We start from the raw sequence: 26,338 nt of genomic DNA, 5'->3' as shown, positions 1-26,338 counted from the left end.
GCCTTCACAGCACATAGACAAAGATGAACAACCCCACCCACACCACGTCGACGAAGTGCCAATACCAGCTCGCCGCCTCGAAACCGAAATGCTTGTCCGGGCTGAAGTGCCCGCGCAGGATGCGCGCGAACATCACCATCAGAATGATCGTGCCCAAAGTGACATGGGCGCCGTGAAAACCGGTGAGCATGAAGAACGTCGCGCCATAGATGCCTGAGCCCAAGGTCAGCCCCAGCTTGGTGTAGGCCTCGAAGTACTCATACGCCTGCAATGCGATGAAACTGATGCCCAGGGCGATCGTCAGCGCCATCCACAGCTTCAAGGATTGGCGGTGATCACGGCGCAAGGCGTGGTGGGCGAGGGTGATGGTCACGCTCGAGCTCACCAGCAGAACCGTGTTGATCAACGGCAGGTGCCAAGGGTCGATGACTTCCCTGGGCGGCGGGAACAGCTTGGGATCAGGCGTGTGCAGCAGCGGCCAGGCGAATTCGAAGCTGGGCCACAGCATGTGCGCCACCCCCTTGGCGCCGTCACCGGCCAGCCAGGGTCCGGCGAGCACGCGTACATAGAACAGGGCACCGAAGAAGGCCAAAAAGAACATCATCTCGGAAAAGATGAACCAGCCCATGCCCCAACGGAACGAGCGGTCCATCTGTGAGCTGTACAAACCGGCATGGCTCTCCTTGATCACCGCGCCGAACCAGCCAAACAGCATGTAGGCCAGCAGCAGGGCGCCGATGAAGAAGATCAACGGCCCATGAGACCCCGGATGGCCGGCCTTCATGTCATTGAACCAGGTGCCCAGGCCGTAGACCGTGATGAACATGCCGAGGGTGGCGATGATCGGCCATTTGCTCTGTGCCGGTACGTAGTAATGCTCATGACGTGCCATTGCTGTTCTCCTTCCCTCAACGGGCGCCTTGAACGTCCTGTAGCGCGGCGTGGGCGATCGGCGGGTGACGCGCAGTGATGTCGAACAAGGTGTAGGCCAGCGTCAGGTGCTTCACACTGGCTGGCAGGTCGCGGTCGACGATGAAGCGCACCGGCATTTCGATGCGTTCGCCCGGCTGCAGCACCTGCTGGGTGAAACAGAAGCACTCGGTCTTGTGGAAGTACGCCGCCGCCTCGGCCGGGGTGATACTGGGAACCGCCTGGGCGCTCATCGCCCGGTCGGTGGGGTTGTGGGCAATGAACAGCATCTGGTTCACGGCCCCTGGATTGACCTCAAGCTGGTCGGCGACGGAATGGAACTCCCAGACCATGTCGCTGGCATTGGTCGACATGAACTGCACCCGCACCGAACGGGCAGGGTCACTGACCTGACTGTCCAGGTACGGCCCGCCGGTCTTGCCGTTGATGCCGAAGGCTTTGCACATCACGTCATACAGCGGCACCAGGGCGAAGCCGAAGGCGAACATCACCACCGTCAACAGCAGCAGGCGGGTGACCAGGCGATGCAGCGACGAGCCGTTCATGGGCCAGCCTCCTATTTCACATCCGGTGGCGTCTGGAAGGTGTGATAGGGCGCGGGCGATGGCACCGACCACTCCAGCCCCTCGGCACCGTCCCAGGGTTTGGCGGGCGCAGGATCGCCACCGCGGATGCACTTGATGACGATGAACAGGAAGAAGATCTGCGTTGCGCCGAACAGAAACGCGCCGATCGAGGACACCATGTTGAAGTCGGCAAACTGCAGGTTGTAGTCAGGGATGCGCCGTGGCATCCCGGCCAGGCCGACGAAATGCATCGGGAAGAAGGCCAGGTTCATGCCCACGAACGACAGCCAGAAGTGCAGCTTGCCAAGGGTTTCGTCGTACATGTGCCCGGTCCATTTCGGCAGCCAGTAATAGGCCGATGCGAAGATGCCGAAGATTGCCCCAGGCACCAGCACGTAGTGAAAGTGCGCCACCACGAAGTAGGTGTCGTGGTACTGGAAGTCTGCCGGCGCGATCGCCAGCATCAGCCCGGAGAAACCACCGATGGTGAACAGAATGACGAAGGCGATGGCGAACAACATCGGTGTCTCGAAGGTCAGCGAGCCTTCCCACATGGTGCTGACCCAGTTGAACACCTTCACCCCGGTAGGCACGGCGATCAGCATGGTGGCGTACATGAAGAACAGCTCACCGACCACGGGTATGCCGACCACGAACATGTGGTGGGCCCAGACGATGAATGAAAGAAAGGCGATTGCGCCGGTGGCGTAGACCATGGAGGTGTAGCCGAACAACGGCTTGCGCGAGAACGCGGGGATGATCGAGCTGACCGCGCCGAAGGCCGGCAGGATCATGATGTAGACCTCGGGATGGCCGAAGAACCAGAACACATGCTGGAACAGCACCGGGTCGCCGCCACCGGCGGCGCTGAAGAAACTGGTGCCGAAGTGGATATCCATCAGCATCATGGTCACCACCCCGGCCAGTACCGGCATCACCGCGATCAGCAGAAACGCGGTGATCAGCCAGGTCCAGACGAACAGCGGCATTTTCATCAAGGTCATGCCAGGCGCGCGTAGGTTGAGAATGGTGGCGATCACGTTGATCGCGCCCATGATCGAGCTGACGCCCATCAAGTGAATGGCAAAGATGAAGAACGTGACACTGGCCGGCGCATAGGTCGTCGACAGCGGCGCATAGAACGTCCAGCCGAAGTTAGGCCCGCCACCTGCGCTGAACAAGGTCGATACCAGCAGCAGGAATGCCGCTGGCAGCAGCCAGAAACTGAAGTTGTTCATCCGTGGCAAGGCCATGTCTGGCGCGCCGATCATCAGCGGAATCATCCAGTTGGCCAGGCCGACGAAGGCCGGCATCACCGCACCGAACACCATGATCAAGCCATGCATGGTGGTCATCTGGTTGAAGAACGCAGGTTCCACGATCTGCAACCCGGGCTGGAACAGCTCGGCGCGGATGACCATGGCGAACGAGCCACCGAGCAGGAACATGCTGAAGGCGAACCACAGGTACATCGTGCCGATGTCCTTGTGATTGGTGGTCAACACCCAGCGCATCAGGCCCTTGGCCGGCCCGTGAGCGTGCTCGTGGCCATGCTCGTCGATCACTGCACTCATGTCCTGTCTCCTGCAATCCATCGATTGCCGCCCGTTAGCCGGTTCACTTGGCTTCTGCCTGCTTGAGCGCCAGCACGTCCTGCGGCGTGACCATGTCGCCCTTGTCGTTGCCCCAGGCGTTGCGCTCGTAAGTGACCACCGCGGCGATGTCGACCTCCGACAGCTGCTTGCCGAATGCGGCCATGGCCGTGCCGGGCTTGCCGTGGTAGACGATGCCCAGGTGCGCCTCTTTCGGCCCGGTGGCGATTTTCGACCCCTTGAGCGCCGGGAACATCGGCGGCAGCCCCTGGCCCTCGGCCTGGTGACAGGCCACGCAGGTGGTGTGGTAGACCTTGTCGCCACGCTCGACCAGTTCCTGCAAGGTCCATGCTTTGCTGGTCAGTTCCTTGAGCTTGGCCGCTTCAGCCTTGCGCTCGCCCAGCCAGGTGTCATAGTCGGCCTGGGACTTGACCTCGACCACCACCGGCATGAAACCGTGGTCCTTGCCGCACAGCTCGGTGCACTGGCCCCGATAGATGCCGGGCTTTTCAATGCGGGTCCAGGCTTCGTTGACGAAGCCTGGAATAGCATCGCGCTTGACGGCGAACGCCGGCACCCACCAGGAATGGATGACATCGGCAGCGGTGACCAGGAAGCGCACCTTGGCGCCGACCGGCAGCACCAACGGCTGATCGACTTCAAGCAGGTAGTGCTCATCCTTGGGCGCCTGATTGTGAATCTGCTCGGCGGGCGTGGCCAGATTGCTGAAGAACTCGACATCCTGGCCCAGGTACTTGTAGTGCCACTTCCACTGGTAGCCGGTAACCTGAACGTCGATGTCCGACTCGCTGGCATCGTAGATGTCGATCAACGTCTTGGTGGCAGGTATGGCCATGGCCACCAGAATCAGCAGCGGCACCACGGTCCAGAGGATTTCGACCCAGGTATGTTCGTGGAAGTGCGCGGCCTGCTGGCCGGTAGAACGGCGGTGAACGACCATCGACCAGAACATCGCACCGAACACCACCACGCCGATCACCACGCAGATCCAGAAGATCGTCATGTGCAGGTCGAACACGGCGTTGGAGACGTCCGTCGCCCCTGGGTGCATGTTCACGGTCCAGGCAGCACTGGCCTGACCCAGAACCGACCACAACAGAAGGCCCATCCATACAAGTGGATGTCGCATCATTGCGGGTTCCCCTTTTTCGTTCTTGTTGTCCCGGAGGCAGGGCCTGCGGCAAGAGGGAACGGCGGTCAAGACTGCCTGACTTCGACGACCGAGCCCCTGCATAGAGCAGTCGGGCCTCATCAACGAATCACGTTCAACGGGAGTATAGACAGCGACCAATGCCCCGCAATGGGGTCGATGAAAGGAACTTCATGAAACCGAGCACGGCCGCCATAAGCCCGTACTAGAGGGGGTGTGGCACAATAATGGTGCAGCTATATGCTTAATCTCGCACACGTTTGCGCGACATATAACAAAACCGTCTTAGGTATTCTGTATACCGAGCTAATTTAGTGTCTTCCGTTTGAAACGTATTGTCCCTGGAGTTGTCATGAACATCGCTGCTGTACGCGAGCAGATCAGCCAAGCCCACGACCACGAAGCCCGCACCGGTCAACTGAAAGCGCGTCTCGAGCTGCAACTGCCCCACCTGCATCCCTCGATCCAACTGCCTGAGCAGGACGCCCAGGGTACCTTGGCGCGCTTCGTCAGCGCTTACATAGGACAAGTACCGGAATTGCTCGAGGCTGCGCAAAGCGTAGCGCGCGAAGCCGGCATCGAATCGCAGATCAAGCCGGTGCTGAAAATCGCCGAGGCGTATTTTCTGCAGCCGCCGAGCGTGATGCACGGGCAGGTCGGCCTCGATTGCCTGCTCGACGAAGCCTACCTGGCCCACCGTCTGGTGGAGGAGGTCAACGACCTGTACATCCGCCACTTCCAACAACCGCTGATTCCGCTCGATACCACCGTAGCCAACCTGATCGCCCATCAGCTGATTGGCGAAACGTTCGCCAATCAGCTCGATGAGGTGGTGCACCACTCGGTCGATGAGATGCTCGATGACCAGAGCTTCGCCGCCGAATCGGTGCAAGCCTACCGCCAGACCCTGTGCAGCCCCGAAACCGGCGCGGCGTGGAAGCGCTGGCCCTGCCTGTCTCGTCAGCTCGGGGTGGAACTGGACCAGCCCGCCTGATCGCGATGGCTCGCGGGTGCTCGGCTCAGGCCCCGACACCCGCCGTGGTGCGCGTTCTACCCTCGACTCGGCGCTTCAGACGCTGATGCTCGATCACCAGCCTCGATCCATTGGCGGCATTGCTGCGGCTCCAGTCCTCCAGCAGCTCCATGCACGAGTGGTCGACGTAGCGCAGGTTGCTCAAGGGTACGTGCAGGGTGGTCCCGGCCGGTACGGTATCGAGCACCTGGGTCAACGCCGGTACCTTGAGGAAGGTTGCAGCACCGCTCAGACGCAGCTCCATATGGCCTTCCTGTGCCAGGTCCACCAGGCTGATCTTCAGCCGCGCGGCCTTGAACGCCAGTTTCAGCAAGGTCAGGGCAAAGCCCAGCAACACGCCGGTCAGCAGGTCAGTGAAGATGATCGCCAAGGCAGTGGCCGCGTAGGTGAACATCGGCATGCGGCCATAACGGCCCAGCCCGCGAAACGCCTTGAAGTCGACCAGTTTCACGCCGGTGAACACCAGTACCCCGGCCAGGCTGGCCACCGGGATCTGCTGCAGCACACTGCTCAGGACCACCACGAACGCGAGCAACCATACGCCGTGCAGAATGGCCGATGCGCGGGTTTGTGCACCCGCTTGCACATTCGCCGAGCTGCGTACGATCACCCCGGTCATCGGCAGTGCGCCGAGCACCCCGCAAAGCATGTTGCCAATGCCCTGCGCCGACAGTTCACGGTCGAAGTCCGAGCGTTGACCGCTGTGCATGCGGTCCACGGCAGCGGCCGACAGCAAGGTTTCCGCACTGGCGATGAACGCCAGGGCAAAGGCTGCGACCAGCAGGGTCGGATCGGCCAGTTTCATCAGGTCGTCCGGACGGATCCAGTCGATCGCCTCTGACAGATCCGCGGGCACTTCGACGCGGTTGACCGGCAGCGCCAGCCACATGGCGATTGCGGTCATCGTGGTCACACCCAACAGCGCGCCCGGGATGAAGCGCAGCGTCTGCGGGCGTAACTTTTCCCAAGCGAACATGATCGCAATGGTGCCCAGGCCCAGGGCCCCGGCGATCCACCCCGAGCCTGCGTTTTCGCGAGGCAGGGCAGCGGCTACGGTGCTGGGAAACTCCAGCAGGTTCTGCATGCCCGAGGGCTGTGGCGCGGTATCGAACATCACGTGCACCTGCGACAGCACGATCAACACCCCGATACCGGCCAGCATGCCGTACACCACGGCAGGGGCGGTGACGCGGAACCAGCAACCGAGGCGCAGGCGCCCGGCCAGCAGCTGCAGGACGCCGGCCAGCAACAGGATGGGGCCGAGCATTTCCATGCCATGCTGACGCACCAGTTCGAACACCAGTACCGCCAGCCCCGCTGCCGGGCCACTGACCTGCAAGGGCGATCCGGCCAGGAAACCCACCACGACGCCGCCGATGATCCCGGTTATCAGTCCTTTGGCCGGAGGCATCCCCGAGGCAATCGCGATACCCATGCACAAGGGCAGGGCGACCAGAAAGACCACCACCGACGCCAGCAACTCACGCGGCAAGGCCGCTTTCAACTGTGTCATGTTCACCATCGTTCTCCTTACTCTGACGCACGGCCATTCCTCTGGCCGTGGGCACATGGATCCCTGACACCCGCGCAGGCGCGCACCGCCAGCGTGATTGCCGGCAAGCAGGTCAGGGCATTTTCAAGGCAGCCGAAGGCCGCGCCACACCCGCGTGGGGTGCAGCCGGCTATTCAAGGTTCAGCGTTGGACGGGTCGCTTAGTAGCGGCCTCTCGGGGTGGCGCACGGTACCGGTTCGCCGGCAGCCAGTGGCATGAAGCTGTCGCTTGCAGCGTCGTAGGCTTCGATCTTGCTGGTTTCGATGTCGTAGACCCAACCGTGGATGTACAACTGGCCTGCTGCCAGGCGCGAGGCCACCGATGGGTGGGTGCGCAGGTGGTGCAGCTGGGCGATGACGTTTTCCTTGGTCAGCACCTGCATGCTTTCGTGTTCGCTGCCGCACGAGCAGTTGTTCTCGACCACGGTGCGCGCCACTTCGGCGTGGCGCAGCCAGGCACTTACGGTGGGCATCTTGTCGAGCGAGTGCGGGTTGAGCACTGCGCGCATGGCGCCACAGTCGGAGTGACCGCAAATGATGATGTGGTGCACTTTCAGCGCCAGCACGGCGTATTCGATGGCACTGGAAACACCGCCGTTCATCTGCCCGTAGGGCGGAACCACGTTGCCGACGTTACGGGTCACGAACAAGTCGCCTGGCGAGCTCTGGGTGATCAGCTCGGGGACGATTCGGGAGTCGGCACAGGTAATGAACATGGCGCGCGGGGTTTGCGCGGTGGCGAGCTTCTTGAACAGCGCTTGTTGCTCAGGAAAAACGTCATGATGGAAACGCAGGAAGCCGTCGACGATGTGCTTAAGGGCGGCATCGGCGTTTTCCGCGGGCACCTGCGGAACGACCTTGGATGGGTCCTTGACTGGCATGATTCATCCTCTTGGCGGTGTGTAGGTAAATCCATCTTACCGGTGAAAGATTCTGGCTATGCGCAGATTTAGATGACGCGCACGAGCGATAGATCACAGTCTCCGTGATCTGGATTCCTACGCTAGCGGGGAAAACTTAACTGAAACTTAATTCGAGCGCTCTAGAACGGGTGTTCCAGAACGAAAAGGCGGGACCTGAATAATAGCAAAAAAGCATCAACTGCCAAGAGCCATTACTGCAATTATTTGCTTGGATTAGTAAGACTCGGGATGGCCCCGGCCACGTTCATAAAAGGGCCATCTGCCTTCCGGGTGGGCAAAAGGCCGAGCAGTCCAACGCCTGTGCTTCACGCCCGTCGAAGTCTAGCCGCTTCATGGCCCGCGCGAAGCGTTGCGCCAGCAGGTCGGCGAACACCCCTTCGCCGCGCATGCGCGAACCGAATCGGCTGTCATACAGCTCGCCGCCACGGCTCTGGCGAATCAGGCTCACGACATGTGTGGCGCGCTGCGGGTAATGGTCTTGCAGCCACTGTTCGAACAACGGCGCCACTTCCAGCGGCAGGCGCACCATCATGTACGCCGCGCTCTGGGCGCCGGCTTGCCTGGCAGCTTCGAGCAGATGTTCGAGTTCGCTGTCATTGATCATCGGAATCATCGGCGAACACAGCACCCCTACCGGCACGCCAGCCTCGCGTAGCACGCGAATGGCCCTCAACCTGGCCTTGGGCGAAGCGGCGCGCGGTTCGAGGACCCGCTTGAGGTCATCGTCCAGGGTGGTCAGGCTGATCATCACCCGCGCCAGGCGCTGACTGGCCAACTCTGCGAGCAGATCAAGGTCACGCAGCACCAGTGCGCCCTTGGTGACGATGGTGACCGGATGGCGAAAACGCAGCAGCACCTCGAGCAAACGCCGGGTCAGGCGATGCTCGCGCTCGATCGGCTGGTACGGGTCGGTATTGGCACCCAGGTTGATCGGCGCGCACACGTAGCCAGGCTTGCTCAGCTGCTCGGCGAGCACCTCGGCGGCGTTGGTCTTGGCGATCAGCTTGGTTTCGAAGTCCAGGCCTGGCGACAAGTCCCAATAGGCGTGAGAGGGCCGGGCATAGCAGTAGATGCAACCGTGCTCGCAACCCCGATAGGGGTTGATCGAGCGGTCGAAGGGGAGGTCAGGGGAAGTGTTGCGGCTGATTATCGATTTGGCGATTTCACTGCGCACCTCGGTGCCTTGAGTGAGCGGCACCTCTTGTAGCCAGCCGTCATCCTCGACCAGCGAACGGGTCGCGGCGAATCGATTGTGCGGATTGTGAGCCGTGCCACGGCCTTTGAGTGGAGCTGACGAATTCATGGGCTACCCCGACGCTGTATGCACATACAGTATCGGGGTAGCCCATGAATCTTTCCAGCACCTCTGGTCAGGGTTGCCCTGACGCCGACGCAGCGCTTACTCGCTCGGCTTCTTCAGCTTCGGATTGGGGAAGAACTGCACCGTCTGCACCTTGGCCGGAGCGGCCTTGGGTTGCATGTGGTTAACCCGCGTACCGAGCTCCTTGGGCACCGATAGGCCTTGCTCATTGAGCGTGTCGGTGAAGCCGCAGGCCACGCACTCACGATGCGGCACGTCGTCCTCATTCCACATCATCAGCTTGTCAGGCTCGCTGCACGCCGGGCACACCGCCCCGGCAATGAAGCGCTTCTTGGTCTTGTTCACGGCAACCTCACTCATGCCGCAGCGGCCTCGCTCAGCCCGCTGTGGCGTAGCAATGCGTCAATGGAAGGCTCACGCCCACGGAAATCCACGAACAGCTCCATGGGCTCGCGCGAGCCGCCGCGCGCCAGGATCGCTTCACGGAAGGCGCGCCCGGTATCGGCATTGAACACGCCTTCTTCCTCGAAGCGCGAGAAGGCGTCGGCCGAGAGCACTTCAGCCCACTTGTAGCTGTAGTAGCCGGCCGCGTAACCGCCGGCGAAGATGTGCGCGAAGCTGTTGGGGAAGCGGTTGTAAGCAGGCGGGCGCATCACCGTGACCTCGTCGCGCACGCCTTCGAGCACCTGCAGCACGCTGCGGCCATCGCCATGGGTGGCGTGCAGCTCGAAGTCAAACAGCGAGAATTCCAATTGCCGCACCATCATCATGCCCGACTGGAAGTTCTTCGCTGCAAGCATCTTGTCCAGCAAGTCCTGGGGCAAGGCAGCGCCGGTTTCGAAGTGCCCGGAAATCAGCGCCAGGCCTTCAGGCTCCCAGCACCAGTTCTCCATGAACTGGCTGGGCAGCTCGACGGCATCCCAGGCCACGCCATTGATGCCGGACACACCGGCATGCTCGATGCGCGTCAGCATGTGGTGCAGGCCATGGCCGAACTCATGGAACAGGGTGGTCACTTCGTCGTGGGTCAACAACGCAGGCTTGCCAGGCGCTGCCGGCGTGAAGTTGCACACCAGGTTCGCCACCGGGCTCTGCAGTTCGCCTGCAGCCGTGCGACGGCGATCGCGGGCACCGTCCATCCAGGCGCCGCCGCGCTTGTTGGCGCGGGCGTACAGGTCGAAGAAGAAGCGGCCCACGTGCTGGCCGTCTTCCTTGATCTCGAACAGGCGCACGTCAGGATGCCAGCTGTCGAAGCCCTGGATCTCAGCAATCTCGATGCCGTACAGGCGCTGTACGATGCCGAACAGACCGTTGAGCACCGTATCGATCGGGAAGTAGGCACGCAGGGTTTCCTGCGACACGCTGTAGCGTTGCTCGCGCAGCTTCTCGCCGTAGTAACCGGCGTTCCAGCTGGCCAGTTCAGCACAGCCTTGCTCGGCGGCATAAGCCTTGAGCTGCTCGAGGTCGCGGGCGGCGAAGGGCTTGGAGCGCTTGGCCAGGTCACGCAGGAAGCTCAGCACCTGGTCGCTGGACTCGGCCATCTTGGTGGCCAGGCTCAGCTCGGCGTAGTTGGCATAGCCCAGCAGCTCGGCCAGCTCCTGGCGCAAGTCGAGGATTTGCTGCATGACCGGGCCATTGTCGAACTGGCCGGCGTTCGGGCCTTGGTCCGAGGCGCGGGTGCAGTAGGCCGCGTACAACTCCTCGCGCAGGGCGCGGTCATCGGCGTAGGTCATCACTGCGTAGTAGCTGGGGAACTCCAGGGTGATCAACCAGCCGTCCAGCCCCTTGGCCTGGGCTGCGGCGGCCATCTGCGCCTTGGCCGAGTCGGTCAGACCGGCCAGCGCGGCCTCGTCGGTGACATGCTTGCTCCAAGCCTGGGTGGCATCGAGCAACTGGTTGGAAAAGCGGCTGCCCAACTCGCTCAAGGTGCTTTGCACCTCGGCGTAGCGCTGCTGTTTGTCGGCCGGCAGGTCGATGCCCGACAAGCGGAAATCACGCAGGGCATGCTCAAGAATGGTTTTCTGCGCCACATCGAACTGTTCGGCCTGTGGGCTGGTGGCCAGCGCCTGGTAGGCTTCGAACAGCGCACGGTTCTGGCCCAATTCGGTAGAGTAGGCGCTCAGGGCAGGCAGGCAGGACTCATATGCCTCGCGCAGCGCCTTGCTGTTGCACACCGCATTGAGGTGGCTGACCGGGCTCCAGGCGGCGCCCAAACGGTCGTTGAGTTCGTCCATGGCCAGCACCAGGCCGGACCAGGTAGGGTTGCTGCCCTGTTGCTCGAGGATCTCGGCGATGGCTTTACGGTTGTCGGCCAGGATCGTTTCGATCGCCGGCAACACGTGTTCGGCACGGATTTGCGAGAAGGGCGGCAGATCGTAGGACTGCAGAAGTGGGTTGTTCGCACTCACGGTTCGGATACCTTGGCAGAAGAAACACTACCCCATCTTAATTACAATCGATGCCGACCGCAGCAGGCAGGCTGCCTATCGGTACAGATGAGAGACGCTATCATGGCCATTCGCAGCTTCCAGCAACACACGCCGAAACTGGCACCACGGGTATTCGTCGACCGTTCGGCGGTCATCCTGGGCGATGTGGAGATCGGCGAAGACAGCTCTGTCTGGCCGCTGACGGTGATTCGCGGCGACATGCAGCGTATCCGCATCGGTGCGCGCACCAGCGTGCAGGACGCCAGCGTGCTGCACATCACCCATGCCGGGCCTTTCAATCCCGACGGCTTTGCGCTGATCATCGGCGACGAGGTGACCATTGGTCACAAGGTCATGCTGCACGGCTGCACCCTGGGCAATCGCATCCTGGTGGGCATGGGCAGCACCATCATGGATGGCGCCATTGTCGAGGATGAAGTGGTCATCGGCGCCGGCAGCCTGGTGCCGCCCGGCAAGCGCCTGGTCAGCGGGTACCTGTACATGGGCAGCCCGGTCAGGCAGGCCCGGCTGTTGAATGACAAGGAACGCGCCTTTTTCAGCTACAGCGCCGACAACTACGTCAAGCTCAAGGATCAGCACCTGGCCGAAGGCTACGACCAACCTGAATGACTGCATTGGCGGGCCCGCCGGATCACCCGTGCCAAGGCCCGCAGCATTGAAGTGGATCTCCTCACATGCATCAGCAAAACATCCTGTTCGACCTCGACGGCACCCTGACCGACCCGCGCCTGGGCATTACCCGTTCCATTCAGTACGCCCTGGCCAAACTCGGTATCGACGAGCCCGACCTTACCCGCCTCGAACATTTCATCGGCCCGCCGCTGCTGCAGGCCTTCATGCAGTTCTACGGATTCGATGAGGCCAAGGCCTGGCAGGCGGTCAATTTCTACCGTGAACGTTTCCGGGTTACCGGCCTGTACGAAAACCAGGTGTTCGAAGGCGTCCCGCAGCTGCTCGAAACGCTCGGCGCCCAAGGCCGCACGCTGTACATCGCGACATCCAAACCGTGGGAGTTCGCCCGCGAAATTGCCCGGCACTTCGCCTTCGATCACCATTTCAAGGTGATCTACGGCAGTGAACTGGACGGCACGCGCACCAACAAGGTCGAGCTGATCCGTCACCTGCTGGATGAAGAGCGGCTCGATCCGGCGCAGACGCTGATGATCGGCGATCGCAAGCATGACCTGATCGGCGCGCGCAGCAACGGTTTGCAGGCGGTGGCGGTGGGCTATGGGTTTGGCAGCCATGCAGAGCTGCAAGCCGAAGCGCCGGCGTTTCACTTCGCGACCCTGGTCGACCTGCATGAGGCCTTCAAGGGCTGAGGCAGTGGCCGGCTGCCCGTGCAGCCCACTGCAGCGCTTCACAGCCGTTTCTGCAGCGCTGCCATCCTTTGTCGCGCCGGCAAGCGTGCCAGTTGCTCGACGCGCTGATAGAACAGCGTCCAATCACCATCCACCTCGCGGAACAACGCCGCGAAGGCCGGCACCCACTGGTCATACAAGCCAAACGGCAGCAGCTTGGCGTTGTTCAGCGGGCCATATATCCAGGCGTCGTAGCGCCTGTCGCCATGCCACTGGCTGTCGCGCAGCTGTTGATAACGGTAGCGCAGACGCTCGAACTCGGCGTGCTTGGCCTGGCGTTTCTGCGCAGCAGTCAAGGTTCCCGAATACAGAGTCTGCAGGCGCTCGCGGGTGGCCAGCACCAGGCGGGTGAACTGTTCACGCTGCTGCAACTGCGCCGGGTCGGATGCCCCAAGGCCGCGGGCGGCGCGCCATTGCTGCGTGCCTTGCTGCTCGACGAAGGTGGCAAACGACTCGTTGAACGCGGTGTCGTCCTGCACGTACACGCGCTGGTGGGCCAGCTCATGGAAAATCAACGTGGCAAGACGCTCATCACCCCAGCCCAGCATGGACGACAGAATGGGGTCATCGAACCAGCCCAGGGTCGAATAGGCCTCGACGCCGCTGACGTACACGTCCAAGCCCTGCTCACGCATCAGGGCCGCCGCACCGCGCGCGGCACCTTGGCGATAATAGCCCCGGTAGGCCACGCAACCGGCAATGGGGAAGCAATGCGTCACCGGCTGCAACGACAATTCCGGGGTAGCGAAGACGTTCCAGACCACGTAAGGACGCTTGAGGTCGGCGTACAACCGATAGCTGCGGTTGTCGGGCAATTTCAGCTGTTCGCTGGCGAATGCCCGTGCCTCTTCGGCATGCCGCAGAAGCGCCCGCAACTGCGGGCTGGTGGCGGGGTCGGCGAGCACCTGGTCCACCGGCTGACGCGCGCGTAGCAACTGCCACTGCCCCTCGGTCAGCTGAGCGTAGTAACCGGCAGTGCCGCAGCCGCTCAGCAGAAAGGCGACTGACAGCGGAACCAAGTACCTGAAAAGGCGGTCGAGTGGCCCGGGGCCTGAGTACTTCAGACAACATGAAAGATCCATCTGGCGCTTTTCAACCCGCTCATGGCCAATGCGCCCCAAGCCTATCTCGCCAAGGGGGAGTTTCGCCATGCGTGCCCTGTTGCTCAGTAGCTCGATATTGTTGATTTCTGCCTGCTCGACCCTGCCTGACCCAGACCCCAATCAAGCCTGGGTAGACTTGACGCCCAATGACGACACTTCGCTGCATGCACTGCAGGTGGATGAGCGTGACTGGGCCGACAGCCGGTATTTCGAGGTGCAGCCGGGCGGCCACGAACTGACCGTGCGCTATCAATTTCCGGTCGCCCCCAGCAACATTGGCCCGGTCGAGGCCCCGTTGTGGCGCGACTGCCAGGTCAAACTGAGCTTCAAGGATTTCAACGCAGGCCAGCGCTATCAGTTGCAGGCTGGCAGCATCGGTTTTCGTCCATGGGTCAAGCTGTATGACCAACAGCAAAAACTCCTGGGCCAGGGTGCACCGGCCGGTTGCCAGCGCACCTGAGGCAGGTAAACAGGACTATGCTTGTAGCTTGTGTACCGCACGCCGGAGAAATGCCATGCGCCAGCCCATGATGCTGATGGCCTTGAGTGCACTAGGGGCTTGCGCCAGCCCTTTGCCCCCGGTCGACCCCAAGCAGGCCTGGATCGACCTGTTCACCATGACCCCCGGCCGGGTGATCATGGCCGATCGCCTGGATGGCCAGCGTCTGGACGACGGTCGCTATTTTCAGGTAACCCCTGGCAAGCATGAACTGGTCGTGCGTTTCGATTATGAGATCTACGGCGGCGGCATGATGACCCAGCCCAGGGACCGCACCTGTTACCTGACGGTGCGCTACGCCGACTTCAAAGCCGGGGAGCGCTATCGCCTGGAGGCTCGAGCCCCCGTGATGGAGCCGCAGGTACTGCTGTATGACGGCAGGCGCAACGTGCTGGTCAACGAACCGAGCGAAGTGTTCTGCATCCCATGAAGCACTAGGGCCGCATCGCGGCCCTGGTGCTTCATTCGCTTTCATATCATCGATCGTTTTTCTGATAGATGATCTTCCTGGTGCCGCCATCGCAGCTGCCAACGACCATGTTCTGGTCCGTGACCTCGGCGTTCGGCACGATTTCCAAGGTGTAGGAGGGCACACCTTGGGCCTGGATCTTGGCTTCGATCTCAGCCTTGAGCGCTTCGCACGGTTTGACCGCCGCCAGTGCAGAAGTGGCCATAAGCGAAGCCAGCACGGTGATTGCCACGCGAATCATGAAACGGCTCCTGAAAAGGCAGCAGCGCTGCCGACAGTCGTTAGACTACAACAAGCAACCACCGTTGCGCGGTTTATCCAACCAGCGCAGCGTCCAGGCTAATTTCCGCATTCAGCACCTTGGACACCGGGCAGCCAGCCTTGGCCTTGTTGGCGATCTCGAGGAACTGCTCCTCGCTCGCACCAGGCACCTTGGCCTTCAGGATCAAGTGCACAGCAGTGATGGCGAAGCCATCGTCTTGCTTGTCGAGGGTGACCTCGGCGGTGGTGTCGATGCGCTCTGGGGTCAGACCTGCCTCGCCCAGCATCATCGACAGGGCCATCGAGAAGCACCCGGCGTGAGCAGCGCCGATCAGCTCTTCAGGGTTGGTGCCTGGGGTATCTTCGAAGCGCGTGTTGAAGCCGTAAGGATTCTGCTTGAGCGCGCCGCTTTGCGTGGAGATCTGGCCTTTGCCATCTTTCAAGCCGCCCTGCCAGATCGCCGATGCTGTCTTTTTCATGATGACTCCAGTAGTAGGGTTGTCTGTCCTCATTTTCGAGGCTCTTGGCTGACGGCAAGTTCAGAGCAATCGCACGGCAAGGATTGAATTAAGCGAATCTGCCCATAAAGAGTCACTAGGGCCTGAGGGCCAACCACTTGTTGCGGAGGCTGCAATGACCCAGCTGCACGACCTGAAAATCTCGGCCCTGGACCTGGTGCCGGTGCGCGCCGACCATGGCCCGGCACAATCGCTGCACAACGCCCTGGACCTGGCCCGACATGCCGAACGGTTCGGCTACAACCGGTTCTGGGTGGCCGAGCACCACAACATGGACGGCATCGCCAGTTCCGCCACTTCAGTGCTGATCGGTTACCTGGCTGGTGGCACCTCGACCATCCGTGTCGGCTCCGGCGGCATCATGCTGCCCAACCACGCGCCGCTGGTGATCGCCGAGCAGTTCGGCACCCTGGCCAGCCTCTATCCCGGTCGAATCGACCTGGGCCTGGGCCGCGCGCCGGGCTCGGACCAGCTAACAGCTCACGCCCTGCGCCGTGACCGTAGCGGCAGCGCCGATGACTTCCCGGACGACGTCGAGGAACTGTCTCGCTATCTCGGCCCGCGCACCGATGATCAAAAAGTGATTGCCGTGCCAGGCCACGACACCGAGGTGCCACTCTGGCTGTTGGGTTCGAGCCTGTTCAGCGCACAGCTGGCAGGGATGCGTGGCATGCCCTACGCCTTTGCTTCGCACTTCGCCCCGCGCTACATGCACGAGGCGATCCGCATCTACCGCGACCACTTCAAGCCATCGACTACCTTGGCCAAGCCCTATGTGATGCTGGGCATCCCGATGGTGGTGGCCGAGACCGACGAGAAAGCCGAATACCTGGCGACCTCGACTTATCAGCGCATCCTGTCGCTGATTCGTGGCCAGAGCCTGATGCAAAAGCCGCCGGTGCCAAGCATGGATGGCCTGTGGCTGCCCCATGAGCGCGATGCAGTCGGCAGTTTCCTGGGCCTGGCGATGATCGGTAGCCCGGAAAAAGTCAAAGCGAAGGTTGAGGTATTGCTGGAACAAACCGGCGCTGATGAGCTGATCTTCACCAGCGACCTGTATGAGCATGCCGACCGGGTAAGGTCCTATGAGCTGATGGCCCAGGCGCTCAAGCCTGCCTGATCGGACGTGCGGGTGAGGCGGGCAGCGCCGCGCTCGCCCGCAACCGGCCACTGCAGCTCTAGCCGCGTCGATAGACGATTTCCTTGGTGCCTGCCTCGCAGCTGCCCACCACCTTGCCAGCGGGCTCGCCCTTGTCGACCACCTCCAGTGTGTAACCCTGCACGCCTTTGCGTTCGAGCTTCTGGGCGATCTCAGCCTTGAGCTCCTCACACGGTTTACCCGCTGCCATGGCGCCGCCGGCGATTGCCATCAACCCTGCCGCCAACATCAGTTTCATCATCGATCGCATTCCTTGTACAGATGAGAAAAACACAAAGGGCGCCGCCAAGGCGCCCTCCGGAGTTATAACGCCATCACGCCGGGCCTTGCCAGCCCGTGAGTGTTTCAGCTGTTGGCGATACGGAAACCGACCTTCAGCGTTACCTGGAAATGGGCCACTTGGTTGTCTTGGATATGGCCACGGGTTTCAGTGACCTCGAACCACTCCATATTGCCCAGGCTCTTGCCTGCTTCGGCCAGCGCGTTGTTGATCGCTTCCTCGATGCTGGTGGTCGACGAGCCAACCAGCTCGACTTTCTTGTAAGTGTGGTGATCGGACATGAGCGCTCTCCTTGGGTACGTGCAATTGAGCCTAGCAGCGCAGGCTTGGTTTACCTGCGAGCGGTCGCAGGCAATGAAAGTTCGATCGCACTTTCGCTTCGCTTGGCAGTCGCAATTTGTACAGCCCATACTGCAAAGGAGAGTCAACATGCCCCGCAACTCGCTGCGTAAAACGTCCCTGGAAAGCATGGAAGCGGAGATCGAAAGCCTCCTCAAGAGCCTGGAAAGCCTCAAGCACGATGCTTCCGAGGAAACCCAGAAATCAGTGAAAGCAATGCGCAGCAACGCCGAAAGCGCGCTTCGTCACTCGCGCAGCCTGATCAGCGACGCCTATGAGGAAGTCAAAGAGCGCACTCGCCAAACCGGCATTGCCACCCGCGACTACGCGCAAGAGCACCCCTACACCACCGCCGGCGTCGCCATCGGCGCACTGGGCCTGCTGGCTGCCTACCTGCTGTGCAACCGCCGCTAAGCCTCCTGCCTGGCCAGTTCGGCTTTTAGCCACTGCGCCAGCTGCTCGGCGCGCCCATCTGCGGCGCGCCGCGGCACCCACAATGCCAGCACTGCTGGGCTTGGAGTGAATCCCCACGGCGCACTCAGGCGCCCGGCACGCAAGTCGTCAGCCACCAACGGTTGTGGCGCAATGGCAACCCCCAGCCCGGCTACCGCCGCTTCCAGCAGGTAATACAAATGCTCGAAGGCCTGACCGTATTGCAGCGCGTCGGTTGCCAATCCCTGCTCGCTCGCCCACGTCGGCCAGGCTTGTGGACGCGAGGTGGTGTGCAGCAACGCTTCGTCCAGCAAGGCCGTGGCCGGTGCAGCCTGCAAGCGCTCAAAGCCTGGATAGCGGGGGCTGAGCACCGGGCCGATACGCTCCTGGGCGAGCACATGCACCTGCATGTCGGCAGGCCATGGCGGCTCGGCGTACACCAGCAACGCGTCGAGCCCAGGCCGGCGGGGGTCCAGGTCGCCTTCACCTGCTGACAGGTGCAACGGCAGTTGCGGCAGGTCTGCCTTCAAGCGCCCCAGACGCGGAATGAACCAGCGCGCCAGCAAACTACCTGAGCAGCCGAGCACGAACGGCGCCTCGCTGACGTCCCGGCTGAGCTCGCCGCAGACACTGCGCAGGCGATCGAAGGCTTCAGCGCAGGCATCGCGCAGACGCACACCGGAATCTGTGAGTTTGATGCCGCGCCCTTCCTTGCTGAACAAGGCCACGCCCAGGTCTGCTTCGAGCACCTTGATCTGCCGGCTGACCGCACCATGAGTGACATGCAGCGCTTCAGCCGCTTGGCTGACGCTGTTGAACCTGGCGGTCGCCTCGAAGGCGCGCAAGGCATTGAGTGGAGGAAGATCGTGAGCCATGGCAACTGTGAGTTTTTCTGACAAGTTGGGTAAATCTTATCGGTTTTCAGCCGGCCGCGCGCTGGGTACAGTAAAGCCCATCACTCATTCGTAACGCCTTGGAGCGCTCCATGACCCAGTCCCAATACCGCCCCGGCCCCGACGCCAATGGCCTGTTCGGCTCGTTTGGTGGCCGCTACGTGGCCGAAACCTTGATGCCACTGGTGCTCGATCTGGCCCGCGAATATGAAGCGGCAAAGGCCGACCCGGCGTTCCTCGAAGAGCTGGCGTACTTCCAGCGCGACTATATCGGCCGCCCCAACCCCCTGTATTTCGCCGAGCGTCTGACCGAGCACTGCGGCGGCGCAAAGATTTTCTTCAAGCGCGAAGAGCTCAACCATACCGGCGCACACAAGGTGAACAACTGCATCGGCCAGGTCCTGTTGGCCAAGCGCATGGGCAAGAAGCGCCTGATCGCCGAAACCGGCGCCGGCATGCACGGCGTGGCCACCGCCACCGTGGCAGCGCGCTTTGGCCTGCCTTGCGTGATCTACATGGGCGCCACCGACATCGAGCGCCAGCAGGCCAACGTGTTCCGCATGAAGCTGCTCGGTGCCGAAATCGTACCGGTCACAGCCGGCACCGGTACCCTGAAGGACGCGATGAACGAGGCCCTGCGTGACTGGGTCACCAACGTCGATGACACCTTCTACCTGATCGGCACAGTGGCCGGGCCGCACCCGTATCCGGCGATGGTGCGCGATTTCCAATCGATCATCGGCAAGGAAACCCGCGCCCAGTTGCAGGAAAAAGAAGGCCGTCTGCCGGACAGCCTGGTTGCCTGCGTGGGCGGCGGCTCCAATGCCATGGGCCTGTTCCATGAGTTCCTCGAAGAGCCCAGCGTACAAATCATCGGCGTCGAGGCCGGTGGCCATGGCGTGCATACAGACAAGCACGCTGCCAGCCTGAACGGCGGTGTCCCCGGCGTGCTGCACGGCAACCGCACCTACCTCCTGCAGGATGATGACGGCCAGATCACCGATGCCCACTCGATCTCTGCCGGCCTCGACTACCCAGGTATCGGCCCCGAGCACGCCTATCTGCACGAAGTGAAACGCGTCGAGTATGTCAGCATCACCGATGATGAAGCCTTGGATGCGTTCCACGCCTGCTGCCGTCTCGAAGGGATCATTCCGGCCCTGGAAAGCGCCCATGCGCTGGCCGAAGCGATCAAACGCGCACCTGGCCTGCCCAAGGATCACCTGATGGTGATCTGCCTGTCGGGGCGCGGCGACAAAGACATGCAAACCGTGATGACCCATATGGCTTCCCAGGAGAAACAGGCATGAGCCGTCTCGAACAACGCTTTGCCGAATTGAAAGCCGAGGGCCGTGCCGCGCTGGTGACCTTCGTCACCGCCGGCGATCCGGGCTACGACGCTTCGCTGCAGATCCTCAAGGGTCTGCCAGCCGCTGGCGCCGACGTGATCGAACTGGGCATGCCGTTCACCGACCCGATGGCCGACGGCGTGGCCATCCAGCTGGCAACCCTGCGCGCGCTCGAGGCTGGCCAGAACCTCACAAAAACCCTGGCGATGGTGCGAGAGTTCCGGGTCGACGACCAGACCACGCCGGTCGTGCTGATGGGTTACTACAACCCGATCCATCGCTTTGGCGTACAGGCGTTCGTCGCTCAAGCCCAGCAAGCAGGTGTCGATGGCTTGATCATCGTCGACTTGCCGCCTGAGCACGATGGCGAACTCGCCGATCCGGCCCAGGCCGCAGGCATCGACTTCATTCGCCTGACCACCCCAACCACCGATGACGCGCGCTTGCCGCGCGTGCTCGAGCGCAGCTCTGGTTTCGTCTATTACGTGTCGGTTGCCGGTGTCACCGGTGCAGGCTCGGCGACCACCGAGCATGTCGGCGAAGCGATCGCTCGTCTGCGTCGGCACACCGACCTGCCGGTGAGCGTCGGTTTCGGCATTCGCACCCCCGAGCAGGCGGCCGCCATTGCCCGCCTGGCCGATGGCGTGGTGGTGGGTTCAGCGCTGGTCGACAAGATCGCCCAAGCCAAGGATGCCAATCAGGCCGTCGACGATGTCCTGAGCCTGTGCTCAGCCCTGGCCGCCGGGGTACGCGGCGCACGCGATTGACCGCAGCGCCCGCAGCGCCTGCCTGCACCGCTGGGTGCAGCAGGCGATGCGGGTATCAACGATTGCGCTCTTGCTCAAGCCAGTCAACGAACCGCTCGATCAACGCCCCACGCCGTTTGCGCGGCGGCAGTACCGCGTAATAGCCTCTTTTCGAAGTCAGGCTCCCTGGCACTGGCCGGCAGAGCAAGCCTTGCTCGACCAGCCCATCCACCAGATGCGCCCAACCGATCGCCACCCCTTGCCCGGCGATCGCCGCCTGGATCAGCAGGGTGTAGTTGTCGAAGCGCAGCTGCCCCGGCGGCGGCGGGCTGGACACGCCCAAGCCACGAAACACACCGGCCCAATCGAACCAGCGACTGGCCTGCTCGCCACGCAGATGGAGCAGCGGCATGCGCTGCAACGCTTCCGCGGACAGCGTTGGATCATGCGCGAGTCGCGGGCTGCAGACCGGGAAGACTTCTTCATCGAACAGCCAACGACTTTCGCCCTGGTGGAATCGGCCATCTCCGAACAGTACCGCTACATCGATATCCGGACGCAGCATGGCCTGACTGCGCTCACCGGTCACCAAGCTTACATCGACCTGTGGATAAGCCTGATGAAAGCGCTGCAGGCGTGGCATCAGCCAGAACGCTGCAAAGGCAAAGTCGGTAGCCACTTGCAGCACCTCGCGCTGACCACGCCCGCTGACTTCGGCGATACCATCGTCCATGGCCTGCAGACCCAGGTGCACTTGCGCGAACAACGCCTGGCCGGCCTCGGTTAGCGCGATGCCTCGGTAGATGCGGTCGAATAGCCGTCTGCCCAGCTGCGCCTCCAAGCGCTTGACCTGCTGGCTCACTGCCGGCTGCGTGGTGCCCAGCTCGAGAGCCGCAGCGGTAAAGCTGCGCAAACGGGCCGCGGCCTCGAATACCCGCAGACTGTCCAGCGACACTGCGGCCAGATGGTCAAACATAAGCTCCGCTAATCCCAGTCATTGCCCGCCATGGGCTTTACCCAAGTTATTCACAGTCTCATCGTGAGGGGCAAGTGCTTCGCATAATCCTCAACGATGGAAACTGTCATGTCGCGTCCGAATATCCTGTTCATCATGGCCGACCAGATGGCTGCGCCCTTGCTACCCATCCATGGCCCCTCGCCGATCCACATGCCGCATTTGAGTCGCCTTGCCGAACAGGCGGTGGTTTTCGATTCGGCTTACTGCAACAGCCCGCTCTGCGCACCGTCGCGCTTCACCCTGGTCAGCGGCCAGTTGCCCAGCCGCATTGGCGCCTACGACAACGCAGCCGATTTCCCCGCAGACACACCGACCTACGCTCACTATCTGCGCCGCCTGGGCTACCGCACCGCGCTGTCTGGCAAGATGCACTTCTGTGGGCCCGACCAGTTGCATGGCTACGAAGAGCGCCTGACCAGCGATATCTACCCGGCGGACTACGGCTGGGCGGTCAACTGGGACGCGCCTGACGTGCGGCCCAGCTGGTACCACAACATGTCGTCGGTGCTGCAGGCCGGGCCGTGCGTGCGTACCAACCAACTGGACTTCGACGAAGAAGTGGTGTTCAAGGCCCGCCAGTACCTGTACGACCATGTGCGCGAACACCCCGGACAGCCGTTTTGCCTGACGGTGTCGATGACCCACCCGCATGACCCCTACACCATCCCCAAGCGTTACTGGGATCGCTACGAGGCGGTGGATATCCCCATGCCGCGCGCCGAGTTCGGCCAGGCTGAACTCGACCCGCATTCGCAACGGCTGCTCAAGGTTTACGACCTGTGGGACAAGCCCGTGCCGGCGAGCAAGATCCGCGATGCGCGGCGCGCCTACTTTGGCGCCTGCAGCTATATCGACGACAACATTGGTCAGCTGCTGCAGACCCTCGATGAGTGCGGTCTGGCCGACGACACGCTGATCGTGTTCTCCGGTGACCATGGCGACATGCTCGGCGAGCGCGGCCTCTGGTACAAGATGCACTGGTTCGAGATGGCAGCCCGCGTGCCGCTGCTGGTGCACGCGCCCAAGCGCTTTGCCGCCAGGCGTGTGAGCGCCTCGGTGTCGACCTGTGACCTGCTGCCGACGCTGGTGGAACTGGCCGGGGGGGCTGTGGATAACCAGCTGCACCTGGATGGGCGAACGCTGCTTGGCCATTTGCAAGGGCGGGGCGGGCATGACGAAGTCATCGGCGAATACATGGCCGAAGGAACGCTCGGCCCGCTGATGATGATTCGCCGAGGCCGCTATAAATTCATATACAGCGAAGAGGACCCTTGCCTACTCTATGACCTGAGTCGCGACCCGCACGAGCGGGAGAACCTCACCGGCAGCGCCGATCACCAGGCGCTGCTGCAGGCATTTGTCGATGAAGCCCGCACGCGCTGGAACATACCCCAGTTGCGTGAGCAGGTGCTGGCCAGCCAGCGGCGCCGCCGCCTGGTGGCCGAGGCGCTGGCCATCGGCAAGCTGAGCAGCTGGGACCACCAACCCTGGGTGGATGCCAGCCAACAGTACATGCGCAACCACATAGATCTCGATGACCTCGAGCGCAAGGCACGTTATCCACAGCCCGCACCCATGGATTGAGAAGAGAGGCCGCGATGCACACATTGTCCACCACTTTCCTGGCTCTGGCGCTCAGCGTCGCTGCCGTCAACGCTCAAGCAGCCGATGATGACGCACAATGCGCCACCGTGAAGCTGGCAGACCCCGGTTGGAGCGACATCGCCTCGACCAACGCAGTCGCCAAGCTGCTGCTCGAGGGCTTGGGCTATCAGGTGAAGATCGACAGCCTGGCCGTGCCGATCATCTACGGCGGTCTCAAGGATGGCCGCATTGACGCGTTTCTGGGTAACTGGATGCCGGCGCAGCAGGGCTTTCATGACAAATTCGTCGCTACCGGCGATGTGCAACAGCTCGCGCGCAATCTTCAAGGCACCGAGTTCACCCTGGCGGTTCCCGACTACGTGTGGAATGCCGGCATCAAAGACTTCGCGGACCTGCAAAAGCACGCCAAGCAGTTCGAGCAGAAACTCTACGGCATTGGTTCGGGCGCGCCGGCCAATCTGTCACTGAAACAGATCATCGACGCCAACGAATTCGGTCTGGGCCAGTGGAAACTGGTGGAGTCCAGCGAGCAGGCGATGCTGACGCAGGTGGACCGTGCGGTGAAAAAACAGCAGTTCATCGTTTTTCTGGGCTGGACGCCACACCCGATGAACGTGAAGCTGAACATGCATTACCTGAGCGGCGGCGAAAAGTGGTTCGGCAGCAAAGGCGAGGTATTCACCCTTGTGCGCAAGGGTTATCCACAGGCATGCCCCAACGCGGCGAAGCTGCTGGCCAACCTGAGTTTCACGCTGGAGGCGGAGAACACCATCATGGCCGAGGTTGTGGATAAGAAGGTCAGCTTCGATCAGGCTGCGACCAATTGGGTCAACCAACACCCGCAGAGCCTCGACGGTTGGCTCTCCGGGGTGACCACCAAAGCCGGAGGCAACGCTGTCGAGGCGGTCAAGGCCAAGCTCTGAGTGTTCGGCAACCTTTCTTCCCCTGGGGCTGTGGACTGCTCACAGGGGAAGGCCGGTCATCACCCCCGCGCCAGCTGCCGACGCAGCTCGGCCAGCACCGGCGCGGTGTCGGGGCGCATCCCGCGCCAGATGAAGAAGGCTTCGGCCGCCTGCTCAGCCAGCATCCCCAACCCATCGAGCACTTTGGCGGCGCCCAGCTTGTCGGCCCACTGGCAAAACGGCGTCGGTTCCTTGCCGTACATCATGTCGTAACAGACCGTACGCCCGGCCTCGACCAGGCTGTCGGCGATCGGCGGCAGTTCACCGGCAAGGCTGGCCGAGGTGGCGTTGATGATGACGTCCACCGGTTCCTGCAACCAGGCGAAACCACTGGCGACGACCGGCCCCAGCTCATCGAACTCACGGGCCAGCTGCTCGGCCTTCTCTACGGTGCGGTTAGCTACCACCAGCGATTGCGGCTGTTGCGCCAGGATCGGCTCCAGCACACCGCGCACGGCGCCACCGGCACCCAGGATGAGGATGCGTTTCCCGGCCAGCGGCACGCCGGCATTGACCGTAAGATCGCGCACCAGCCCCGCGCCGTCGGTGTTGTCGCCCTGCAGCGTGCCATCGGCCAGCTTGCTCAGCGTGTTCACCGCGCCCGCGCGCTGGGCGCGCGGGGTGAGGCTATCGCACAGCCGATAGGCTTCCTCCTTGAACGGCACGGTGACATTGGCCCCGCTGCCTTGCTTGAAGAACCCGCGCGCGCAGTCGCTGAACTCATCCACAGGCGCCAGCAAGGTGGCGTACTCCAGGTCCTCGCCGGTCTGCTCGGCGAACAGACGATGAATCAGCGGCGACTTGCTGTGGCCGATGGGGTTACCGAAAACGACGTACTGATCCATGACGGGCTCCTTGGTTGTCCAGATTCACTGGCCGAGCCAGTCGCGGTCCTGCAGGAAATAGTCGGTCAGGCGAGCTTCATCGCTGCCAGGCGTGGCCTTCCAGTCGTAGCCCCAGCGTACCTGCGGCGGCAGCGACATGAGGATCGATTCTGTACGGCCGCCAGACTGCAGGCCAAACAGCGTGCCACGGTCGTAGACCAGGTTGAACTCGACATAGCGGCCGCGACGGTATTCCTGGAATTCACGCTGCTGCGCGGTGAAGGGCAGGTGCTTGCGACGCTGGACGATTGGCAGGTACGCCTCGACATAAGCATCGCCAATCGCCCGCAGGAAAGCGAAGCAGGTATCGAAGTCCCAGTCGTTGAGGTCGTCGAAGAACAGCCCACCGATACCGCGCGGTTCGCCACGGTGCTTGATGTGGAAGTAGCGATCGCACCACGCCTTGTAGCGCGGGTAGACGTCAGCGCCGAACGGCGCGCAGGCCTGTTCGGCGACGCGATGCCAGTGGATGCAGTCTTCTTCGTGGGCGTAGTACGGCGTCAGGTCGAAGCCGCCGCCGAACCACCAGACCGCCTCTTCGCCTTCCTTCTCGGCGATGAAGAAACGCACATTGGCGTGGGAGGTCGGTACGTGAGGGTTGTGCGGGTGGATCACCAGCGACACCCCAAGGGCCTCGAAGCCCCGTCCTGCCAACTCAGGACGATGGGCACTGGCCGACGGCGGCAGCCCGGCGCCGAACACATGGGAAAAGTTGACGCCGCCTTTTTCGATCAACGCACCGTCACCGATCACCCGCGTACGGCCACCGCCGCCTGCTTCGCGCATCCAGGCATCCTCGACGAAGCGGGCACCGCCGTCTTCGGCTTCAAGCGCGTGGCAAATGCGGTCTTGCAGGTCGAGCAGGTAGGCTTTCACGGCCTCGGTGCGGCTAGTCATCGGGTCACCAGGAACGGGCAGGGAAG

At 62.4% G+C, this 26,338-nt stretch carries 29 protein-coding genes; 11 read left to right on the top strand and 18 right to left on the bottom strand.

Annotated elements, in window-relative coordinates; genetic code table 11:
* Window positions 1–4: 4 nt before the first annotated feature.
* The 4 genes from ACLEJW_RS08040 to coxB are packed head-to-tail and all read right to left on the bottom strand — an operon-like array spanning window position 5 to window position 4,241.
* Window positions 5–892 (bottom strand): cytochrome c oxidase subunit 3, encoded by an 888-nt coding sequence (locus ACLEJW_RS08040; RefSeq protein ID WP_440777314.1) that lies wholly within the window; start codon window positions 890–892, stop codon window positions 5–7.
* Between the two features lie 16 nt (window positions 893–908).
* Window positions 909–1,475 carry a cytochrome c oxidase assembly protein gene (locus tag ACLEJW_RS08035; RefSeq protein WP_440777313.1) on the bottom strand — a complete coding sequence of 189 codons (567 nt, stop codon included), beginning with the start codon at window positions 1,473–1,475 and terminating at the stop codon, window positions 909–911.
* An 11-nt stretch (window positions 1,476–1,486) separates the two neighbouring features.
* Window positions 1,487–3,070: a cytochrome c oxidase subunit I gene (gene ctaD / locus ACLEJW_RS08030; protein WP_145184801.1), complete on the bottom strand. Its 1,584-nt coding sequence runs from the start codon at window positions 3,068–3,070 to the stop codon at window positions 1,487–1,489.
* 43 nt (window positions 3,071–3,113) lie between these two features.
* On the bottom strand, window positions 3,114–4,241 hold the full coding sequence (gene coxB, locus ACLEJW_RS08025) for a cytochrome c oxidase subunit II (protein ID WP_145184798.1): 1,128 nt from the start codon (window positions 4,239–4,241) through the stop codon (window positions 3,114–3,116).
* A 370-nt stretch (window positions 4,242–4,611) separates the two neighbouring features.
* Here coxB and ACLEJW_RS08020 point away from each other — a divergent pair, with 370 nt between their 5' ends.
* Complete coding sequence (locus ACLEJW_RS08020; RefSeq protein WP_145184795.1) at window positions 4,612–5,253, top strand: hypothetical protein; 642 nt, start codon at window positions 4,612–4,614, stop codon at window positions 5,251–5,253.
* 25 nt (window positions 5,254–5,278) lie between these two features.
* On the opposite strand, the gene ACLEJW_RS08015 is transcribed toward ACLEJW_RS08020, so the two are convergent.
* From ACLEJW_RS08015 to prlC, 5 genes are all read right to left on the bottom strand, one after another.
* Window positions 5,279–6,814, bottom strand: a complete 1,536-nt coding sequence (locus ACLEJW_RS08015; RefSeq protein ID WP_440777312.1) for a SulP family inorganic anion transporter — start codon at window positions 6,812–6,814, stop codon at window positions 5,279–5,281.
* A gap of 190 nt (window positions 6,815–7,004) precedes the next feature.
* Entirely contained in the window at window positions 7,005–7,724 is a 720-nt protein-coding gene (locus ACLEJW_RS08010; protein ID WP_145184789.1) for a carbonic anhydrase, read from the bottom strand.
* A gap of 286 nt (window positions 7,725–8,010) precedes the next feature.
* Window positions 8,011–9,069 carry a PA0069 family radical SAM protein gene (locus ACLEJW_RS08005; RefSeq protein WP_313644399.1) on the bottom strand — a complete coding sequence of 353 codons (1,059 nt, stop codon included), beginning with the start codon at window positions 9,067–9,069 and terminating at the stop codon, window positions 8,011–8,013.
* 96 nt (window positions 9,070–9,165) lie between these two features.
* Window positions 9,166–9,447 carry a YheV family putative zinc ribbon protein gene (locus tag ACLEJW_RS08000; RefSeq protein WP_440777311.1) on the bottom strand — a complete coding sequence of 94 codons (282 nt, stop codon included), beginning with the start codon at window positions 9,445–9,447 and terminating at the stop codon, window positions 9,166–9,168.
* Window positions 9,444–11,495 carry an oligopeptidase A gene (gene prlC / locus ACLEJW_RS07995; protein WP_440777310.1) on the bottom strand — a complete coding sequence of 684 codons (2,052 nt, stop codon included), beginning with the start codon at window positions 11,493–11,495 and terminating at the stop codon, window positions 9,444–9,446. Before prlC ends, ACLEJW_RS08000 begins: the two co-directional genes overlap by 4 nt.
* A 102-nt stretch (window positions 11,496–11,597) precedes the next feature.
* Here prlC and ACLEJW_RS07990 point away from each other — a divergent pair, with 102 nt between their 5' ends.
* Both ACLEJW_RS07990 and ACLEJW_RS07985 read left to right on the top strand, forming a co-directional pair.
* Window positions 11,598–12,146 (top strand): gamma carbonic anhydrase family protein, encoded by a 549-nt coding sequence (locus ACLEJW_RS07990; protein WP_145184777.1) that lies wholly within the window; start codon window positions 11,598–11,600, stop codon window positions 12,144–12,146.
* A gap of 65 nt (window positions 12,147–12,211) precedes the next feature.
* The gene (locus ACLEJW_RS07985) at window positions 12,212–12,859 is read left to right on the top strand and encodes an HAD family hydrolase (protein ID WP_145184774.1); all 648 of its coding nucleotides are present in this window, start codon (window positions 12,212–12,214) and stop codon (window positions 12,857–12,859) included.
* Between the two features lie 38 nt (window positions 12,860–12,897).
* Here the strand turns inward: ACLEJW_RS07985 and ACLEJW_RS07980 are convergent, their stop codons facing one another.
* A complete protein-coding gene (locus ACLEJW_RS07980; RefSeq protein ID WP_440777332.1) occupies window positions 12,898–13,962 on the bottom strand; it encodes an aminopeptidase in 1,065 nt (354 codons plus the stop codon).
* Window positions 13,963–14,047: 85 nt separating this feature from the next.
* Between ACLEJW_RS07980 and ACLEJW_RS07975 the strand changes: the two genes are divergently transcribed.
* Entirely contained in the window at window positions 14,048–14,461 is a 414-nt protein-coding gene (locus ACLEJW_RS07975) for a PA0061/PA0062 family lipoprotein (protein ID WP_145184771.1), read from the top strand.
* Between the two features lie 55 nt (window positions 14,462–14,516).
* Window positions 14,517–14,930 carry a PA0061/PA0062 family lipoprotein gene (locus ACLEJW_RS07970; RefSeq protein ID WP_145184768.1) on the top strand — a complete coding sequence of 138 codons (414 nt, stop codon included), beginning with the start codon at window positions 14,517–14,519 and terminating at the stop codon, window positions 14,928–14,930.
* Window positions 14,931–14,976: 46 nt separating this feature from the next.
* Here ACLEJW_RS07970 and ACLEJW_RS07965 read toward each other — a convergent pair whose 3' ends face one another.
* Window positions 14,977–15,210 carry a DUF1161 domain-containing protein gene (locus ACLEJW_RS07965; RefSeq protein WP_145184765.1) on the bottom strand — a complete coding sequence of 78 codons (234 nt, stop codon included), beginning with the start codon at window positions 15,208–15,210 and terminating at the stop codon, window positions 14,977–14,979.
* 73 nt (window positions 15,211–15,283) lie between these two features.
* Complete coding sequence (locus tag ACLEJW_RS07960; RefSeq protein WP_313296141.1) at window positions 15,284–15,709, bottom strand: OsmC family protein; 426 nt, start codon at window positions 15,707–15,709, stop codon at window positions 15,284–15,286.
* Window positions 15,710–15,863: 154 nt separating this feature from the next.
* Here ACLEJW_RS07960 and ACLEJW_RS07955 point away from each other — a divergent pair, with 154 nt between their 5' ends.
* A complete protein-coding gene (locus ACLEJW_RS07955) occupies window positions 15,864–16,868 on the top strand; it encodes an LLM class flavin-dependent oxidoreductase (protein WP_313296139.1) in 1,005 nt (334 codons plus the stop codon).
* A gap of 58 nt (window positions 16,869–16,926) precedes the next feature.
* Here ACLEJW_RS07955 and ACLEJW_RS07950 read toward each other — a convergent pair whose 3' ends face one another.
* Together ACLEJW_RS07950 and ACLEJW_RS07945 are read right to left on the bottom strand one after the other, a co-directional pair.
* Window positions 16,927–17,148 carry a DUF1161 domain-containing protein gene (locus tag ACLEJW_RS07950; protein ID WP_145184757.1) on the bottom strand — a complete coding sequence of 74 codons (222 nt, stop codon included), beginning with the start codon at window positions 17,146–17,148 and terminating at the stop codon, window positions 16,927–16,929.
* A 104-nt stretch (window positions 17,149–17,252) separates the two neighbouring features.
* A complete protein-coding gene (locus ACLEJW_RS07945; protein WP_145184754.1) occupies window positions 17,253–17,468 on the bottom strand; it encodes a dodecin in 216 nt (71 codons plus the stop codon).
* 148 nt (window positions 17,469–17,616) lie between these two features.
* Here ACLEJW_RS07945 and ACLEJW_RS07940 point away from each other — a divergent pair, with 148 nt between their 5' ends.
* Window positions 17,617–17,940 carry a DUF883 family protein gene (locus ACLEJW_RS07940; protein WP_313296133.1) on the top strand — a complete coding sequence of 108 codons (324 nt, stop codon included), beginning with the start codon at window positions 17,617–17,619 and terminating at the stop codon, window positions 17,938–17,940.
* On the opposite strand, the gene ACLEJW_RS07935 is transcribed toward ACLEJW_RS07940, so the two are convergent.
* A complete protein-coding gene (locus ACLEJW_RS07935) occupies window positions 17,937–18,833 on the bottom strand; it encodes a LysR family transcriptional regulator (RefSeq protein ID WP_440777309.1) in 897 nt (298 codons plus the stop codon). The genes ACLEJW_RS07940 and ACLEJW_RS07935 overlap by 4 nt on opposite strands.
* A gap of 110 nt (window positions 18,834–18,943) precedes the next feature.
* Between ACLEJW_RS07935 and trpB the strand changes: the two genes are divergently transcribed.
* Window positions 18,944–20,161, top strand: a complete 1,218-nt coding sequence (trpB, locus tag ACLEJW_RS07930; RefSeq protein ID WP_440777308.1) for a tryptophan synthase subunit beta — start codon at window positions 18,944–18,946, stop codon at window positions 20,159–20,161.
* A complete protein-coding gene (trpA, locus tag ACLEJW_RS07925) occupies window positions 20,158–20,967 on the top strand; it encodes a tryptophan synthase subunit alpha (protein ID WP_145184743.1) in 810 nt (269 codons plus the stop codon). Before trpB ends, trpA begins: the two co-directional genes overlap by 4 nt.
* 55 nt (window positions 20,968–21,022) lie before the next feature.
* Here trpA and ACLEJW_RS07920 read toward each other — a convergent pair whose 3' ends face one another.
* On the bottom strand, window positions 21,023–21,922 hold the full coding sequence (locus tag ACLEJW_RS07920) for a choline sulfate utilization transcriptional regulator (protein ID WP_145184740.1): 900 nt from the start codon (window positions 21,920–21,922) through the stop codon (window positions 21,023–21,025).
* A gap of 108 nt (window positions 21,923–22,030) precedes the next feature.
* Between ACLEJW_RS07920 and betC the strand changes: the two genes are divergently transcribed.
* The gene (gene betC / locus ACLEJW_RS07915; RefSeq protein WP_313296124.1) at window positions 22,031–23,548 is read left to right on the top strand and encodes a choline-sulfatase; all 1,518 of its coding nucleotides are present in this window, start codon (window positions 22,031–22,033) and stop codon (window positions 23,546–23,548) included.
* Window positions 23,549–23,562: 14 nt separating this feature from the next.
* A complete protein-coding gene (gene choX, locus ACLEJW_RS07910) occupies window positions 23,563–24,492 on the top strand; it encodes a choline ABC transporter substrate-binding protein (protein ID WP_145184734.1) in 930 nt (309 codons plus the stop codon).
* A gap of 59 nt (window positions 24,493–24,551) precedes the next feature.
* Here the strand turns inward: choX and aroE are convergent, their stop codons facing one another.
* Both aroE and hemF read right to left on the bottom strand, forming a co-directional pair.
* A complete protein-coding gene (gene aroE, locus ACLEJW_RS07905) occupies window positions 24,552–25,376 on the bottom strand; it encodes a shikimate dehydrogenase (RefSeq protein ID WP_313296121.1) in 825 nt (274 codons plus the stop codon).
* Between the two features lie 24 nt (window positions 25,377–25,400).
* The gene (hemF, locus tag ACLEJW_RS07900) at window positions 25,401–26,312 is read right to left on the bottom strand and encodes an oxygen-dependent coproporphyrinogen oxidase (RefSeq protein ID WP_440777307.1); all 912 of its coding nucleotides are present in this window, start codon (window positions 26,310–26,312) and stop codon (window positions 25,401–25,403) included.
* Between the last annotated feature and the right edge of the window lie 26 nt (window positions 26,313–26,338).

Origin of the sequence: Pseudomonas sp. SMSB3, assembly GCF_052041965.1 — a bacterium.
GTDB lineage: Bacteria > Pseudomonadota > Gammaproteobacteria > Pseudomonadales > Pseudomonadaceae > Aquipseudomonas.
The sequence above is the reverse complement of the archived record's forward strand: the minus strand, read 5'-3'. Positions and strand labels throughout refer to the sequence as shown.

What these genes read in the sequence shown, in the direction of transcription:
- hemF (WP_440777307.1), bottom strand. Translation starts at nt 26,312, where the DNA reads ATGACTAGCCGCACCGAGGCCGTGAAAGCCTACCTGCTCGACCTGCAA.
- ACLEJW_RS07940 (WP_313296133.1), top strand. Translation starts at nt 17,617, where the DNA reads ATGCCCCGCAACTCGCTGCGTAAAACGTCCCTGGAAAGCATGGAAGCG.
- coxB (WP_145184798.1), bottom strand. Translation starts at nt 4,241, where the DNA reads ATGATGCGACATCCACTTGTATGGATGGGCCTTCTGTTGTGGTCGGTT.
- trpA (WP_145184743.1), top strand. Translation starts at nt 20,158, where the DNA reads ATGAGCCGTCTCGAACAACGCTTTGCCGAATTGAAAGCCGAGGGCCGT.
- ACLEJW_RS07990 (WP_145184777.1), top strand. Translation starts at nt 11,598, where the DNA reads ATGGCCATTCGCAGCTTCCAGCAACACACGCCGAAACTGGCACCACGG.
- choX (WP_145184734.1), top strand. Translation starts at nt 23,563, where the DNA reads ATGCACACATTGTCCACCACTTTCCTGGCTCTGGCGCTCAGCGTCGCT.
- aroE (WP_313296121.1), bottom strand. Translation starts at nt 25,376, where the DNA reads ATGGATCAGTACGTCGTTTTCGGTAACCCCATCGGCCACAGCAAGTCG.
- ACLEJW_RS07935 (WP_440777309.1), bottom strand. Translation starts at nt 18,833, where the DNA reads ATGGCTCACGATCTTCCTCCACTCAATGCCTTGCGCGCCTTCGAGGCG.
- ACLEJW_RS08015 (WP_440777312.1), bottom strand. Translation starts at nt 6,814, where the DNA reads ATGGTGAACATGACACAGTTGAAAGCGGCCTTGCCGCGTGAGTTGCTG.
- ACLEJW_RS07950 (WP_145184757.1), bottom strand. Translation starts at nt 17,148, where the DNA reads ATGATGAAACTGATGTTGGCGGCAGGGTTGATGGCAATCGCCGGCGGC.
- trpB (WP_440777308.1), top strand. Translation starts at nt 18,944, where the DNA reads ATGACCCAGTCCCAATACCGCCCCGGCCCCGACGCCAATGGCCTGTTC.
- ctaD (WP_145184801.1), bottom strand. Translation starts at nt 3,070, where the DNA reads ATGAGTGCAGTGATCGACGAGCATGGCCACGAGCACGCTCACGGGCCG.
- betC (WP_313296124.1), top strand. Translation starts at nt 22,031, where the DNA reads ATGTCGCGTCCGAATATCCTGTTCATCATGGCCGACCAGATGGCTGCG.
- ACLEJW_RS08005 (WP_313644399.1), bottom strand. Translation starts at nt 9,069, where the DNA reads ATGAATTCGTCAGCTCCACTCAAAGGCCGTGGCACGGCTCACAATCCG.
- ACLEJW_RS07945 (WP_145184754.1), bottom strand. Translation starts at nt 17,468, where the DNA reads ATGTCCGATCACCACACTTACAAGAAAGTCGAGCTGGTTGGCTCGTCG.
- ACLEJW_RS07970 (WP_145184768.1), top strand. Translation starts at nt 14,517, where the DNA reads ATGCGCCAGCCCATGATGCTGATGGCCTTGAGTGCACTAGGGGCTTGC.
- ACLEJW_RS07965 (WP_145184765.1), bottom strand. Translation starts at nt 15,210, where the DNA reads ATGATTCGCGTGGCAATCACCGTGCTGGCTTCGCTTATGGCCACTTCT.
- ACLEJW_RS08000 (WP_440777311.1), bottom strand. Translation starts at nt 9,447, where the DNA reads ATGAGTGAGGTTGCCGTGAACAAGACCAAGAAGCGCTTCATTGCCGGG.
- ACLEJW_RS08010 (WP_145184789.1), bottom strand. Translation starts at nt 7,724, where the DNA reads ATGCCAGTCAAGGACCCATCCAAGGTCGTTCCGCAGGTGCCCGCGGAA.
- ACLEJW_RS07975 (WP_145184771.1), top strand. Translation starts at nt 14,048, where the DNA reads ATGCGTGCCCTGTTGCTCAGTAGCTCGATATTGTTGATTTCTGCCTGC.
- ACLEJW_RS08040 (WP_440777314.1), bottom strand. Translation starts at nt 892, where the DNA reads ATGGCACGTCATGAGCATTACTACGTACCGGCACAGAGCAAATGGCCG.
- ACLEJW_RS08035 (WP_440777313.1), bottom strand. Translation starts at nt 1,475, where the DNA reads ATGAACGGCTCGTCGCTGCATCGCCTGGTCACCCGCCTGCTGCTGTTG.
- ACLEJW_RS07985 (WP_145184774.1), top strand. Translation starts at nt 12,212, where the DNA reads ATGCATCAGCAAAACATCCTGTTCGACCTCGACGGCACCCTGACCGAC.
- ACLEJW_RS07955 (WP_313296139.1), top strand. Translation starts at nt 15,864, where the DNA reads ATGACCCAGCTGCACGACCTGAAAATCTCGGCCCTGGACCTGGTGCCG.
- ACLEJW_RS07960 (WP_313296141.1), bottom strand. Translation starts at nt 15,709, where the DNA reads ATGAAAAAGACAGCATCGGCGATCTGGCAGGGCGGCTTGAAAGATGGC.
- ACLEJW_RS07920 (WP_145184740.1), bottom strand. Translation starts at nt 21,922, where the DNA reads ATGTTTGACCATCTGGCCGCAGTGTCGCTGGACAGTCTGCGGGTATTC.
- ACLEJW_RS08020 (WP_145184795.1), top strand. Translation starts at nt 4,612, where the DNA reads ATGAACATCGCTGCTGTACGCGAGCAGATCAGCCAAGCCCACGACCAC.